The sequence below is a fragment of the Candidatus Binatota bacterium genome (assembly GCA_012960245.1).
GTDB lineage: Bacteria > Desulfobacterota > Binatia > UBA1149 > UBA1149 > UBA1149.
This window is the reverse complement of the sequence record DUBO01000046.1, coordinates 1-13,972: the sequence shown is the minus strand read 5'-3', so window position 1 is coordinate 13,972 and position 13,972 is coordinate 1. Positions and strand designations below refer to the sequence as shown.

The 13,972-nt window shown below is 64.0% G+C and carries 11 protein-coding genes; 3 read left to right on the top strand and 8 right to left on the bottom strand.

All coding sequences use genetic code 11. The features are described 5' to 3' along the window. The 4 genes from EYQ35_08325 to EYQ35_08310 form a co-directional block, all read right to left on the bottom strand. On the bottom strand, positions 1–1,523 hold a 1,523-nt coding region (locus EYQ35_08325; GenBank protein ID HIF64141.1), incomplete at its 3' end, for a hypothetical protein. Positions 1,524–1,712: 189 nt separating this feature from the next. Further along, positions 1,713–2,540: an alpha/beta hydrolase gene (locus tag EYQ35_08320; protein ID HIF64140.1), complete on the bottom strand. Its 828-nt coding sequence runs from the start codon at positions 2,538–2,540 to the stop codon at positions 1,713–1,715. A 172-nt stretch (positions 2,541–2,712) separates the two neighbouring features. Next, positions 2,713–3,879, bottom strand: coding sequence for a peptidase M19 (locus tag EYQ35_08315; protein HIF64139.1), 1,167 nt, complete (start codon positions 3,877–3,879; stop codon positions 2,713–2,715). Beyond that, entirely contained in the window at positions 3,876–4,907 is a 1,032-nt protein-coding gene (locus tag EYQ35_08310) for a hypothetical protein (GenBank protein ID HIF64138.1), read from the bottom strand. Before EYQ35_08310 ends, EYQ35_08315 begins: the two co-directional genes overlap by 4 nt. Before the next feature lie 326 nt (positions 4,908–5,233). Between EYQ35_08310 and EYQ35_08305 the strand changes: the two genes are divergently transcribed. Beyond that, positions 5,234–5,590, top strand: a complete 357-nt coding sequence (locus EYQ35_08305; GenBank protein ID HIF64137.1) for a heavy-metal-associated domain-containing protein — start codon at positions 5,234–5,236, stop codon at positions 5,588–5,590. 3 nt (positions 5,591–5,593) lie between these two features. Here EYQ35_08305 and EYQ35_08300 read toward each other — a convergent pair whose 3' ends face one another. The 4 genes from EYQ35_08300 to EYQ35_08285 form a co-directional block, all read right to left on the bottom strand. Beyond that, complete coding sequence (locus EYQ35_08300) at positions 5,594–7,066, bottom strand: MFS transporter (GenBank protein ID HIF64136.1); 1,473 nt, start codon at positions 7,064–7,066, stop codon at positions 5,594–5,596. A 100-nt stretch (positions 7,067–7,166) separates the two neighbouring features. Beyond that, positions 7,167–7,826 (bottom strand): nitroreductase family protein, encoded by a 660-nt coding sequence (locus EYQ35_08295; GenBank protein ID HIF64135.1) that lies wholly within the window; start codon positions 7,824–7,826, stop codon positions 7,167–7,169. A 108-nt stretch (positions 7,827–7,934) separates the two neighbouring features. Further along, complete coding sequence (locus EYQ35_08290) at positions 7,935–9,827, bottom strand: DUF393 domain-containing protein (GenBank protein HIF64134.1); 1,893 nt, start codon at positions 9,825–9,827, stop codon at positions 7,935–7,937. 37 nt (positions 9,828–9,864) lie between these two features. Continuing rightward, positions 9,865–11,397, bottom strand: a complete 1,533-nt coding sequence (locus tag EYQ35_08285; GenBank protein ID HIF64133.1) for a DUF1329 domain-containing protein — start codon at positions 11,395–11,397, stop codon at positions 9,865–9,867. Here EYQ35_08285 and EYQ35_08280 point away from each other — a divergent pair. Together EYQ35_08280 and EYQ35_08275 are read left to right on the top strand one after the other, a co-directional pair. Further along, the gene (locus EYQ35_08280; protein ID HIF64132.1) at positions 11,279–11,665 is read left to right on the top strand and encodes a Rieske (2Fe-2S) protein; all 387 of its coding nucleotides are present in this window, start codon (positions 11,279–11,281) and stop codon (positions 11,663–11,665) included. The two genes, EYQ35_08285 and EYQ35_08280, sit on opposite strands and share 119 nt — an antisense overlap. Further along, complete coding sequence (locus EYQ35_08275) at positions 11,662–12,966, top strand: MFS transporter (protein HIF64131.1); 1,305 nt, start codon at positions 11,662–11,664, stop codon at positions 12,964–12,966. Before EYQ35_08280 ends, EYQ35_08275 begins: the two co-directional genes overlap by 4 nt. Positions 12,967–13,972: the final 1,006 nt, after the last annotated feature.

Genomic DNA, 13,972 nt, shown 5'->3' with positions numbered 1-13,972 from the left:
GGGTTCAGGTCTTCCCAGAAAGCCATGATCGCGGCGTCTGGGGCGGCGGCGTTGGGGATAGAAGCGGCGGTAAACGGGCAACTGCTGTCGGTAAAGGAAACCAGGCCGTTCGAGCATACGTTCAGCGACGTGTAATCGCTGCCGTAAAAATTAAATGTAAAACCCAGCGCCGCGCCGGACGACGCGTCATCTGCCAGCGCAAGCGAGCTGCCGCTGGAGGCGATGTCGTCGTAGACAAAACTGCTGGGACCACCCGGATCATTGGAGTCGTCGCAACGGTAGGTGCCGTCATCGCCGCAACCGCCCGGCTGGGCACTGGCGTCGGTGTGGCTGCACGCACCCGCGCCGTCGCATACGTCGGCGGTACACTCGATGGCATCGGCAGTACAGGGCGTGTTCGAGATGTCGAAGCAGTTATTGGCGACCTCGTTACAGGTGGCACTGCACTCGCTACCCCCGCTGCACGGATCGCCGGCGTGGTTGCTGCACGCTCCTCCGCTGCAGGTATCGACGCCGTTGCAGAACAACCCATCATCGCAGACCGTACCGTCGGGCACCCCGCCTGAACAACCACTTAGCAACTGCCAGCCGATATCGACCATGAGCTGCAGCGCCAGACCAGGGTCAAGATCGGGACCGGTGTGACTGGGTTCCATCAACTCGTTGGGAAAAGCGGCCGTACTCCAGTGGGACACCGACGAGCCGGACTCCTGCGGGCTGGGCGCGTATATCTCGATGTGGCCACTAGCGTGCACGCCCGAGCTGAGCGCGCCCGATGCAGCCACCGACGCGGCCCCGGTCCAGTGCAGGTCGCCGGTATCGGTGCTTGCCGTCACCCTCTGCGCGTTGGTCATGGCCGGGTAGAGCGTGCCGGTGGAGTGATTTTCGAGCAGGTTGCTGTAAGCGTCGTCGGCGCTGTTGAACTTGGCGCCCGTCGAAAGCGAGACCAGGCTAAGAAAACCCAGGCCGTGACCGATCTCGTGCAGTGCTACGCTTGCCAGGTTGATGGTATTTGCCGGCTCGACTTCGTCCAGCCCCATGTACCAGGACAGCGACTCCAGGCAGCCGGTGGTGCCCATCGCGCCATTGAACTGCATGCCTATATCATTGTTCGCAGGGTCGAGATCACTACCGGCAAGCGAGTTGGCCAACCCCTGCACGTACCAGGTCGACGGCAGCGGCGCGTTGAGAAAATTCTGGTGAGCGGTTTCCGGCCCCGCTGACCCCAGCGTCCCCGAAAAGGCAGTACAACTGAGAGCCGCAAAGCTGGCGCCCACCTTTATCTCAACGCTGCTGTCGAGCAGGCCCGCCCATATCGAGGCGGCAAGTTCGAAAGTCTGCAGTGCCTGGGCACCCTTGGTGGTGCCGGTATTGCCACCCACGGGAGTGGCGGGCGTCGTGTCGTTCAGGCCCACGCCGGCCGAGTCGAGATTAATGATGGTTATGGTAGCCGCGCTCGCCGCCACCGGAAAGAACAGGGCCAGGCTTGAAGCCAGCAGAGCGTTGTAGAGTCGATACCGCACGAACATCACACCCAGGAAACCCCGACAGAATCGCGCCCCGGGGATTTCACAATAGAACACGGATTAAAGCCTTGTTGTCAAGGTATTTGCGGGCGCCCGGCGCGATCAGATGCAGCCCCGCGGGTCCATGTGCCCGCCCGCCCCCCATCCGGGGGGCGGTAGTCCAACTGCAAGGCCAGGCGGGTACCGTCAGGCGGGTACCGTGCGTGAAAGAAACTCGACCACCGCCGAGCAGAACTCGTCGTTGCGATCCCCGGCCACCATGTGCGAGGCCTTTTCCACGTCGACGTACTCGGCGTGGGGCACGACGTCGAGAAACTCACGCGCGCCTTCTTCGCTCACTATCTCGCTCATGCCGCCGCGAACCAGCAGCGTCGGCACTTCGAGCGAAGCTGCTGCCTTCATCAAACGGTCGTGAAAGTTTTCTCTGTCTTCTGACGTGCCACGCGAGCTGAGAAAATCGGGGTCCCAGTGCCAGCGCCAACGACCGTCCTCGCCCTGCCTGAGGTTGCGGGCCAAGCCTTCACTGGACGGCGGACGGCGGCGATGCGGCTGGTACCTGGCTACTTCGTCGGCCGCTTCCTCCAGGCTGGAAAAACCATCGGGACGGGCCTTCATGAACGCAACAATACGCTCGACCCCCTTGCTGTCCATACGCGGGGCGATGTCTACAAGCACCACCGCCGACGCCTGCCCCGGTGCCATCTCCCCCTCGCAGATCAACGCAGCCAGGCCACCGAGCGACGCCCCCACCATGGCCACGGCTCCATCCATCTGCCCAGCCACACAGCGAAGATCCTCTGCGAAAACATGGAAGGCGTAGTCGCCCCGCTCACACCAGCCACTGTCACCATGCCCGCGAAGATCAAGGGCAAGCGCGTAGTAGCCCGCGTCGGCGAGCACCCGTGCGGTGTTCTTCCAGGCGTGCCTGGTTTGTCCACCACCGTGCAGGAGCAACACCGGGGGCGCAGCACTGTCCCCGTGGGCGTCACCCACGAGCTCAAGCCCGTCGTCCATGACAAAACGCACGGCCCCAGGAGTTTTTTCTGCATCTGCTCTGCTGAGACGGGAACTCATCGTAATCGGACCGCACCGTACTGACCACAGCTGAAGCGACCGTGGCGCGGACGGGCAAAGCTATTGGCCCAACCCGCCTGCGTCAAGCCTGGACCGGGCCGCCGGGCTTCTTTCAGTCAGCCGGCAGCGCCGCGCGCAGCACGCGCAGGGTATTGCCGCCCATGACGGCGGCAATATCGTCGTCGGACAGTCCCTCGTCGAGTAGTTCGTCAACCAGTGAAACCAGTCCCGTTGTGTCAAAGGGGGCGGTGATCGCTCCGTCAAAGTCAGAGCCGAGGCCGACGTGGCGCACACCGGCCACCTTTGTCGCGTGCACTATAGCGCGCGCAATGTCGGCGGGGCCATCACCACAGACGGCTGTTTCCCAGTAGCCAATGCCGATCACCCCGCCCGTAGCCGCTATGCCGCGCAGGTGTTTGTCCGACAGGTTGCGGGTGTTGTCGCAGGTGCCCTTTACGCCCCCGTGAGACACGACAACCGGACGGACTGCGAGGGCCAGCACCTCGTCTACGGTGGCAGGCGACGAATGCGCGAGGTCCACTATCATGCCCAGCTCCTGCATGCGCGCGATGACCTGCCTGCCCAGCGCGGTGAGCCCACCTTTCTCCAGTCCGTGGGCTGATCCGGCTACCGCGTTGTCAAAAAAATGGGTGGGGCCCATCATGCGGAACCCCGCGTCGAACAAGCGATCGACATTTGCCAGATCCGCGTCCAGGGCGTGTGCCCCCTCTATACCCAGGAAGGCAGCCACCGTCTTCTCGCCCCGCCCGCGCCGGGCAAGATAACCGTCGAGATCAGCCGAAGTTCTCAGCACCGTCAGTTGCCCGCCCGAGCCAGCCTCGAGCTCGTCGAGCCTCCGCGCTTGTAGCAGTGCGCGCTCGGCCAGGCTTGTCCAGGTGGCCGAAGGCCAGCGCTGCGCCAACGCCAGCCACAGCACGATGTCGCTGTCGGCGGGGTTGCTCTCTATGTTGATGCCCATCGGCACCTGGGTGACAACGGTGAAGGCCTGCAACGAGACCCCCCCGGCCAGCAGGCGAGGCAGGTCAACGTGACCGTGCTCACCGCGCTGCGAGAGGTCGCGCCCCCACAGCAACGAGTCGGCGTGAAGGTCGGCCACGAACAACGAGTCGTAGAGTTCACGCGCCCTGTCCGACGGCTCGTGCGGCATTCCGCCGCCCACCTTGTTCATTCTGCGGTCAACCGCGGGACCCAGCACGCAGAACAACAACAGGGTGAGGCCCGACAACAGGGCCGCCACCAGTACGAAACTCCGTTTCATGAGTCGCTCCCCCTCGCCCACGCACAGGCCGGGTCGAGCACGCGCTTGAGCGTATCGGCCACCGGCACAAAACCGTGACCTGTCCAGAACGGCGCACCCATCGAGTTGGCCGACGCAAAGTGCAGGGCGCACCAACGCACGCCCCTGCCGTGTGCCCAGGCCATGGCCTGGGCCAGCAGTGCCGAACCCGTGCCCTCGCCTCTCTGCCCGGCTGCCGAAACGCCTTCCCACAAGTAGAGCATGCTCGAGGTGTCAAACAGGCGACTGATGAAGAAGGCGGGAATGAGTACGACCGCGCCCTTGGCGCTGTCGGTGTCTCCGGCGAGAAACAGGGCCGCGTCGTCTCCCGCCAGCAGTTCGTTGCGCAGCCGCGAGTAGTCAGCGTCGGGCTCCCCGTTGTATGGCCAGAACATCGGGGGCCCGGCCTGCCAGTTACTCAGCTGCCTGTGCATCTGGTCGGCAACAGCCGCGGCCTGCTCGTCAAACGGATCGACCAGGCGCGTGGTGACACCGCTGTTGGTCTCCACCGGCAGCCGGGTCTCGCGTAACACGCAGACGCTCTTTCCACCAAAGCCCATGGCCACCCAGGCATCCGTGACCGCCCGGTCGCCGATTGCGAGGTCGAGGGTGTGAGTCATCAGTCCATCTTCGAGCCAGCGGCCCGATAGATGTCCGTACATGGCAGCCACCCCGGCAAAGGGCTCTATGTCTTCGGCCAGGGCAAAGCCGTGCAGGGGCACCTGCACCGAGCGCTGCTCCTGGTAGAGCGACTCCAGTTTCTCAGGCGCGTGAAGTTGCCGCTCGCCGGCGAGCAGGCCGACCACCCGTCCGCCCTGCACCAGCACCGCGGTATCGCAGCGCCGGTTGGCGGCCAGTCCCGTCACCAGCTCAAGGCACACCGTGCGCAAGGCGTCGCCTTGCAGCGCGGCCGGTGTCGACGGACCGAGGCGCAGGCGCTGCTCATGCAACAAGGCGGCAACCTCATCGAGCTTGACATCGGCCAGCTTACAAATTTCCAGGCTACCCACGTTCTTCTCCGTCGCCAGCAAGCGAGGCCGTGAGCATCCCATACAAGCGCTGGCGTCGCGACCCCAGCAGGTCAAAAAACGCTCTATACCCGCGCACCTTTTCGAGGTTGATTTCCGCCACCTGGGGCTACCCCTCACCCGGGGCCTGGAGCGCTGGACACCTGCAATACAGGTCCGCCGCTGGCAAACAGGCGGCCACTGGCTGCATCTAGACCACCCCAAAGAGCTGGGCAGGGAGCTGGTAGAATTTTCTCGTGGAAATACTGCCCCGGGGCCTGCTCTTAACCCGTGACACGGCTATACTATTAGGCCGGAGGTTACTTGTCATGATGAACAGAACAGCCGTATCACTGGCCGCGCTGGCAACAGCAGCGGTCCTTCTCATGGGTACCCAGTTCGCGGGCCCGGCGGTCAGCAGCGCCATTGCCGACGAAGCCGTCGCCAGCGCAGACGCGCACGACTACGTGCTGGCCATCGAGGGCATGAGCTGCGCCATAGGCTGCCCGCCAGCCATCGAGTCAATGCTCGAGGGCATTCACGGCGTCACCGGCGTGAGCGTCGACTTCGAAACGCAGTCGGCCAAGGTGTCGGTGTCAGGGGACCACCAGCTGAGCAGCGAAGCCTGCTCCAAGGCGCTGGGAAATTCTGGCTACTCGGTAGCGAGCATCAGCCCAGCCAACTGAGCATCAGGCCCGACCGGCGCCTGCCGGCCGATCAAGGTTGGGCAGCAGCGGTATCAAGGCCATCGCCGGTAACGAAGCCAGGAAGGTAAAACCGAAGTAGCTCGTGAACCCGAGCGCCTCGGCGAGAAAACCGCTGGCCACCCCGGCTATGGTAAAGCCGAGACTCATCAAGGCCGTCAGCAGCGCCATGTGGGCCGCCCGGTGCTCCCTGCCACAGCAGCGCATGAGGTAAACCATGAACACGGCGGTGCCAAGGCCCGAGCCGAAGGCTTCGAGCGTGACCACCAGCGTCCACGCCGGCAGCCCCTCGCCCGATCCGCTGGCCAGCCACATGTAGAGCAGGTTGAGCGTGTTCTGCGCCAGCACGAAAGGCCATATCCAGCGCCGCAGCCCGTGCCTTGAAATCAGGTATCCACCCAGCAGCGTGGCCACGAAAGAAGCCACCAGCCCCACGGTGCCGCTGGCAAATGCGTACTGCTCCATGCTCATGCCGAGATCGCGCAGAAAGGGATAACGCATCTTGAGCAGGAAGGACTCGCCGGCCCTGAAGAGCACCACGAAGGCCAGTAAGCGCCCCACCCTGTCCTGGGCCAGAAAATCAACGAAGGCCGACGCGTAGAACGAATCGCTACCCGCCAGCACACGCTTGAGCCGGGGCAACATGGCCATGGCCAGCAGCAGTGACGCGAGCAGCGAGATCGCGATCCAGCCCGAAACAGACACCGTCTGCAGTGCAGCCGGGAGCAGCGGCTGCAGTTGTGGCAGCAGCCACCGGCCCGCCAGCAACAACGCTGCGAGCACGACCGCCCCCGCCAGCACGCGCCCGCGCAACAGCGTGGCCAGCATCACCCTGGCGGGACGCTGCTGCACCTCTACCCTGGGCAGAAAGACCTGGTGCCAGGCCATCAACAGCAGCATGACCACCGCGGTGGCCGCGAACGCGGCAGACCAGCCGACCTTGCTGACAAAAATCAGCGTGGGGCCGGCGACCAGCATCATGGCCACCTTGTAGGCCGACGCCCGGTAGCCGACAAAACGCGACTGGTCGTCCTCGTCGAGCGCCTCGAGGTAATAGCCATCGATGGCTATGTCGTGGGTAGCCGACAGCACGGCCAGCAAAGCAAACAGCAGCGACGCAAACAGCAACACCTGCCCGCTCGTTGCGACCAGCGCCAGGCCCACCAGCAGGACGGCCATCAGCAGCTCGACAGTTACCATCCAGGCCCGCTTGGTCGCAAAGGCGTCGAGCAGCGGGCCCCATAGAAACTTGAGGTTCCAGGGCAGGTGCAAAAGAGAGGTCAGGCCTATGGCCTGCAGGCTGGCGCCCGCTTCCTTGAACAGGACTTCGGCCAGCTGGTGAACTACGCTGTACGGAAACCCCTCGGCAAAGTAGGTACTCGATACCCACAGGTGAGGATTCGCCGCTCGTTTTTTCCTTTCGCCGCCCGCCACCTTGACTCTCGTATTGGCCCGCACGTATCAGCCCGCTCGAACGGACCTCAGTACCGGGGGCCGAAAAGGGCCCCTCGACCATTGTGCCCGCAAGGGTGGCACCGCGATAGAAGGCAGCCAGCTTTCAGCCGCGCTTGCTGCCCCAGCTGTTCCAGTGGGTAACGCTGGAGGCCGGCAGCCGCTTAGCGGGCTTGAAGCCGTCACCGGTAAAATACGCCACCGGAAACAGCACGGTCTGGGTCACGTTATCGGGCAGCCCGAGCAGCTCGGCCACGGCTTTCTCCTTGAACAGGTGAATGGTCGTCCAGGCCATTCCCAGCCCACGCGCGCGCCCGGCCAGCATGAATGACCACGCGGCGGGCAGCACCGAGCCGTACAACGACGCCTGCCCGATGACTCCGGCATTTTCCACCCGGCCTTCTACGCAGAAAAGCACGAAGGCCGGCGCCTTCTCCATGTTCTCGGCCAGGTAACCGGCCGAGTCATACACGCGCGGCATCTGTTCGGCTCGCAGGTCGTCCTCACTGAAACCTGGATCCACGCCCTCTTTCATGGCCTGGTAAGCCGTGAAGCCCTCGCGGTACACGTCGGCTATGGCCTTGCGCTTGGCCTCGTCGGTGACCACGACGATGTGCCAGCCCTGCTGGTTTGATCCGGTTGGCGACTGCAGCGCCAGGTCAATGCACTCTTCGAGCAGCTCGGCTTCAACGGGCCGGGAAAAATCGAGCCGCTTGCGCACGGAGCGCGTGGTGGTCAAAAGGGCGTCGGTCTCGGCAATGTTCATCTGTATTCTTTATACTCCTTTGGGCGGATACGTCAGCAGGGATGCTGCCACCTGCCGCCCTCCCGCAGCCGCGCATGAGGACACGACGGCCGCGACAATTCAAGCAAGCTAACGTCGCTCCATTACCGGCGCGTAGAGACCACGCGGCTCGCGTCGCCACCAGGCGTCGTCGTCACTGCCCGGGCTGAAGTGATAGTCATAGCGCAGTGCCCGCAGGTAACGAGGCGCCCGGCCATCAAAGGGGTCGTCGCCCAGCAGGCCCATGACCGCGGGAGAACCCTGCAGCAGGCGACGCATAAACGCCGTCAGCCAGGGGTTGTGGCGGTAGTCACCGAGAGCGGCAAACCACATCTGCCAATCCAGGCGGGGCATATGCGGTGCCACGAAAGCCGGCCGCCGCGCCGGGTCGCCGGGCTTGTAGCGAAACTCGTAGGCCTTCCACTGGCGGCCGTCGAGACTGCCTTCGACTACTATCTCGCTTCGCTGCCTGGTCATGCGGGCAAACAGGCCGTAACCACCGGCCAGGTGCAGGGGCGACAAGCTGGTCATCGTCGAGCGCAGGGCCGGGGGCAGCACTGCGTAGCCCAGCAGGCGGCCGGTCATGTGTCCGAGACTGAGCGCGGCCAGCAACAGCATCGCAGCAAGGCCAGCCAGGCGCGCGGCAGCGCTTACAGCCCCCGCGCCTGCTGCAGCTGTTGCTCCATCGCCCGGCGGTCCCCGCAGCAGGCCTGCCGCCCTCGCCGGCAGCAAGCGGTCGATTGCGTGATCATCGAGCAGCGGCAGGCACAGGACCAGGGTCAGCAGGTTGAAAAAACCATAGTTGCCGGTGAAAGAGATGACCACCATCAGCAGTGCAAACCCCGCCGCCGCCAGCTGCCTGCCACGACGACCGGCCAACAAGGCGAAGGGCAGTAGCAACTCGATCGCGAACATAAGCGCGGTCGATACCCGCTGTACACCGGCGGGCAGCTTGTCCGCGTACCAGGCAGTCCACGGCGGCAAGGGCTGTGTCCAGTAGTGAAAGTCGAGCGCCGACAGGTTCCACCAGGCAGGATCGTCGGCCATCAGCTTGACTACCCCCGACATGAACATCAGCTTGAACAACAGCAAGCGGTACAGCAGCAACGCTGCCCGCGACGGTGCGCGTCCCGCGCGCCAGCCCAGGGCGAGAAAAGGAGCCAGCACACCAGCCTCGAGCAGAAGGATGTCCCACTGGAAGCTGAGAAAAACGCCGCCCACGGTAAACAGCGAAAGGTACAGCAGCCAGGCCACCGTGCTCGCCGCCACCAGCGCGCGGCCGCCCACCATCATCAAAGCCGCCACCACGCCCCCAGCGCAGAGCAGGTGCAGCGAGATGTCCCCCGGCCACAACCACATCAGCGTGGGCCAGCGCCACCAATGCAGGGGCCCGGGTACCGCAGCCGCCGCTCGTTGCAGCAGCTCGTCTGCCGGCGTGATGCCCGAGCTCCCAAGCAAGCCGTGTACCTGCACCCACAGCGAAACAAACGCGGCGAGATAGACAAGGCCCATCCCCGCCAGAAAACATCTGCGGGTCAACAGGTAGCGCGCGGGAGAAACAGGCAGCAGCAGCCGGGTGACAAACGAGGCCAGCCCGCGGTTGGCCGCAACCAGGCGGTAGGCCAGCTCGGCGGCGGGGGCAAAACCGGGCAGCCGCTGGTAAGCAACAAGCAAGCGGTCGTGCCCCGAAGCGGCCAGGGTACGCAGCACCGCGTGGGCGCCCTGGTACACGCAACCATCGACGTCGACCAGCACCACCGTGCGTTCGAAGACGTCGGGGGCTACATCCGGAAACTCAGCGCCCCGCTGCTGCGAGGAGGCGTAGTCTACGCTTTCGCCGCTGCTTCGCCGCCAACGCTCGATCCATAGTCGACAGAACGAACAGTCGCCGTCGAACAGCAGCAGCGGACGGCGTAGCACTTTCACGCGCCCTACTGTTTCCCAGGCCGTTTTCTGCACCGCGGCCGAACACCGAGGCTGCAATCAGCCCGGCTATCAGTGTGGCGACCGCCGCGAAACGTCAGCGTCCCTCGTTGAGAACGCTGGCTATCGTGTAGAACTCGGGCACGTTCAAGGACTCCTCGCTGGCCTCGAACATCCAGTCGTGTTCCATGGGGTTGGCCGGGCCCGGTGGCGTTATGCGCGAGCTATGGCGCAACTGGAAGTCGATCATGGCTATGGCCGGCGTGAACAGGCGCTTATCCTCGTAGCGGCGATTGTCACGCACGGACTCGGTGCACCAGAAGGTGTTCTGCCACACCTTCCAAAGCTCACCGGCCTTATCGAAAATCTCAGAAGTGGTCACGTTGTATACTTCCTGGTCAACCCATAGGTGGCGCTTCGAAAACGCGTACACGGGCAAGCGCTCGGGGGTGCCCTTGACCAGCCATACCTTGCGCTTTTCCCACTTCACGCAGGGCACCCAACTGGCGGTGCCGGCGGTGCCACACCACAAGTCGAGGGTACCGTACTTGCCTGTGTGCATGGGTACGAGAATTTCGCGCTGGCCGAGCAACCGAAAATCCCACCACTCGGGCTTGGAGTTAAAGCCCCAGATAGAATCCTGGTCTATGTCACCGCCGAACAGCGTGCCGCTTCGATCCGAGGTGGAATAACGACGTACACGCCGGAGTGCCGGGAGGTAGAGCCAGGAGTCATCCGACCGCTGCGCTTCCTCGTAGCGGTACGATAAAAACGACGTCCCCTTCAAGTCGAAAGGCGTCTGGATCGGCCCCCACTGCTCGGTGAAACGCATGGGCGGCTCGTGTTCTATGACCGGTTTCGGGTCATGGATGATACGCCCTTCCCACTTCAGGCGCCGCCAGACATCCGACGACAGCATCTTTTCGACGTAGCCGCGATCGTCCATGTTCTCGACCACCCACTCGGTGCGCACGTCATCGCTGAAGGCCGGCTTGTGCTCATGGTTCCACATGATCTTCCACGCGGCAGCCGGATCATTGGCGTCGATGTTCGGAAACGGCATGCCGGCCGTGTAGTTGTGCAGGGCCAGGTTGTCTTCGGCCAACTCAACCTGGCTCGAGTACTTCTCGGTGGCTTCAATAAAGGCTTTGGGCCATGGGCAGGATTCGTAGTCGCCCACTTCTATGGTCATGCCGTAGTCGAGCATGATCTGCACCGACGGCGGCAGGTAGTCGTCGTACTCGTGCATGTTCACCTTGGTGATTTTCATGCCGACTTCGGGGCCCGCCGACCAGGACTGTCCGGGGGTCGCGGTGGCGATGAAAACGAAAGCAAGGGCGAATGCTGAAACAGACCGGTGAGCAGAACCCAGACGAAGCGTGGCAACCATAAGCAGAGTACTCCCCCGGACAACACCGGTGGCCCTGTTTAGCATGAAAGCCACCCACAACTCCAGCCCCACGGCCCGAGGCGCAGTAGCCCGGCCAAGCCACCACTGATAGTCTGCGCGGATGGCTCCGCGCACCATGCGTATAGATGCCGCCTCGAAGCTGGCCGAAGGCGAGACTCTTGCCTTTTCTTTTACTGATGCAGCGCCACCCACGGAAGGCGGTGTTGAGGATAAAAACATCCTCGCGCCGGCTTTCCTGCTGCGGCACGAAGGCCGCCTGCTGGCTTACCGCAACCGCTGCCGACACATACCCACCACGCTCGACTGGGTCGAGAACCGGTTTCTTTCAAACGACCGTTGCTGGATAGTCTGCGCCACGCACGGGGCCCTGTACGAACCGGCTACCGGCCTGTGCGTAGCCGGGCCGCCCTCGGGAAAAAGCCTTGAGTCACTGCCCGTTGTTGAAGAAGACGGCGTTGCGATAGTGGAGCTCCCCCCCCTTCCGTGAGTGCAGCAGCCGTCAAGCGCCCCTGGTGGATCCCTCACTTCCTTGGGCCCCTCCCCCCCCTCGAAGACCGCCACATAAAGTTGCTGGGGGTGGTCTCGCTGGCCCTGCTGTTCGAAGGCTACGACCTTTCGATAATCACCTCGGCGCTCAAGCACATCGCTGAAGGCGTGGGCATGGACGAAGACAAGATGGGCGGCCTGCTCGGACTCGTGAGGATAGGCGGCCTGCCGGCCCTTGCAGTAGTACCGGTGGCCGACCGCATCGGGCGTCGCCCGGTTTTCCTGGCCACCGTCGTCGGCTTCAGCCTGGGCACCTTCCTCACCGCGCTGGCCCAGACGCCGGCCCACTTTGTCGCAGCGCAGATGTTTACGCGCACCTTCCTGCTCGCCGGCGTGGCCATAGGCATGGTGCTGATCGCCGAGGAGTTCCCGGCCGAGCACCGCGGCTGGGGCATAGGCATGACGGCGGCGCTGGCAGCTTTCGGTCACGGGCTCGGGGCGCTCGGCTTCGCCTTCATCGACCTGCTGCCTTTCGGCTGGCGCAGCCTCTACGCGATAGGAATACTTCCCGTATTCCTGCTTCCCATGTTCGGCCGCAACCTGCCCGAGACAGGTCGCTTTATCGCCAACCGACTCGCCACCGGTAAGGCATCCACGGCTGACACCGACCACCGCTGGCGCGACGCCCTGCAGCCGGTCATCGACCTGGCCACCGCGTTTCCGGGCCGCACAGCGCTCGTGGGCCTGACCAGCCTGCTGGTTGCTACCGGCGAGGTGAGCGTCTTCCAGTTCACTTCCTACATCGTGCAGAAGCTGCACGGCTGGTCGCCCGGACAGTATTCGTTCATGGTCATCGCCGGTGGAATGGTAGGTATAATCGGCAACATCGTAGCCGGCAAACAGGGCGACAAACACGGCCGCAGGATAGTGGGTGCGGTGTTCTTCCTGCTCTACCCTGCCGCCGCCTGGCTGTTCTACCGCGGACCCGGCGGCGCCGCTTTGCCGATTGCCTACATTTTCATAGTGTTCTGCGGTACGGCCGGCTCGGTAATACTGCGCGCTATATCAACAGAGTTGTTTCCCACCTCGTTTCGCAGCACGGCCTCGGGCTGGACGGTGTCGGTGCAGACCCTGGGCTGGGCGCTGGGACTGTGGCTGCTGGGAATGGGCAGCGACAACGCCGAGCAGATAGCCTCGGCCACGGCCTGGATTTCGCTCACGGTGGCGGTAGGAGGCCTGGTGCTGCTGCGCCTGCCCGAAACCCGCGGCCGCGAACTCGAAGACATCAGCCGACTCGACTGACCTGCAGCCGCCCGCTCTGTTCAGCAGGCCGGGCAGACGAGCGTTACCGACAGACCCACGGCGCGTTGCAGAACACGCAGGGCGTCTGACGCCGCCATAAAACCGTTCGAATCCACGTCGCAGATACACAGTGCGCAACTGCTCATACCCACAGAGGTCTGCAGTATGGACAGCGCGTCAGAAGCAGAGGGCGGAAAACTCTCGGTCACGGGCGCACCGCAGACCACCGCGGGCAGGGTCAGCCAGCCGATGTCCTCAAAGGCGGCCAGGGTTATTTCGAGATCGCGGTTGGCGCCGGAATAACTCGGCTCCATCAACTCGTTGGGCGCCAGGTCAAGACTCCAGTGCGACACCGATGAGCCGAGCTGCAGCGGGCTGGGCGCGTACATGAGCACGTGGCCGCTGCCCGCGTGGGTACCGGCAGACAGCCCAGTGGTCGCCACGCGGGCCGACGGGCCCGTCCAGTGCAGATCGCCCTGGTCAACCGCCGAGGCCACGCGCTCGCCGTTGGTCATCACCGGCCAGCCCAGGCCGCTGCTGTGGTCTTCGAGGTTGAGCATGTAGGCGTCGTCAAAGCCGCTGTTTTTCGCCCCGGTGCTGACGTCTACGAAAGTAAGAAAACCCAGGCCGTGGCCGAGCTCGTGCAAAGCCACCGTGATAAAGTCCACGTCGCTGCCAGGCAACCCGTCAAGACCGTAGTAGAAGTCGGTGGGACCCAGCACTATGGGGCCGTCTACATCGCTGTTGAAAGTCGCCGATATGTCGTCTAGCCCCTCAGCGAGATCGATACCGAAAAGACTGTTGGCCAGCGCTTGGGGGTAGATCGTGTCCGCGCGCGGCGCGTTGGCAAAATTGATAAAGCCGCCGTTGGGGCCGGCAAACCCCAGCGTGGCCGAACTCGGGCCACCGCCCAGCGCGTTGAACTCTGCCCCCACCCTGATCTCGACGGTGCTCTGCAGGCGCGCGCCCCAGAGATCGCAGGCCCGCTGCAGTGCGTTGAGCCTGA

What these genes read in the sequence shown, in the direction of transcription:
- EYQ35_08320 (HIF64140.1), bottom strand. Translation starts at nt 2,540, where the DNA reads ATGGACGACGGGCTTGAGCTCGTGGGTGACGCCCACGGGGACAGTGCT.
- EYQ35_08315 (HIF64139.1), bottom strand. Translation starts at nt 3,879, where the DNA reads ATGAAACGGAGTTTCGTACTGGTGGCGGCCCTGTTGTCGGGCCTCACC.
- EYQ35_08305 (HIF64137.1), top strand. Translation starts at nt 5,234, where the DNA reads ATGATGAACAGAACAGCCGTATCACTGGCCGCGCTGGCAACAGCAGCG.
- EYQ35_08295 (HIF64135.1), bottom strand. Translation starts at nt 7,826, where the DNA reads ATGAACATTGCCGAGACCGACGCCCTTTTGACCACCACGCGCTCCGTG.
- EYQ35_08280 (HIF64132.1), top strand. Translation starts at nt 11,279, where the DNA reads ATGGCTCCGCGCACCATGCGTATAGATGCCGCCTCGAAGCTGGCCGAA.
- EYQ35_08285 (HIF64133.1), bottom strand. Translation starts at nt 11,397, where the DNA reads ATGTTTTTATCCTCAACACCGCCTTCCGTGGGTGGCGCTGCATCAGTA.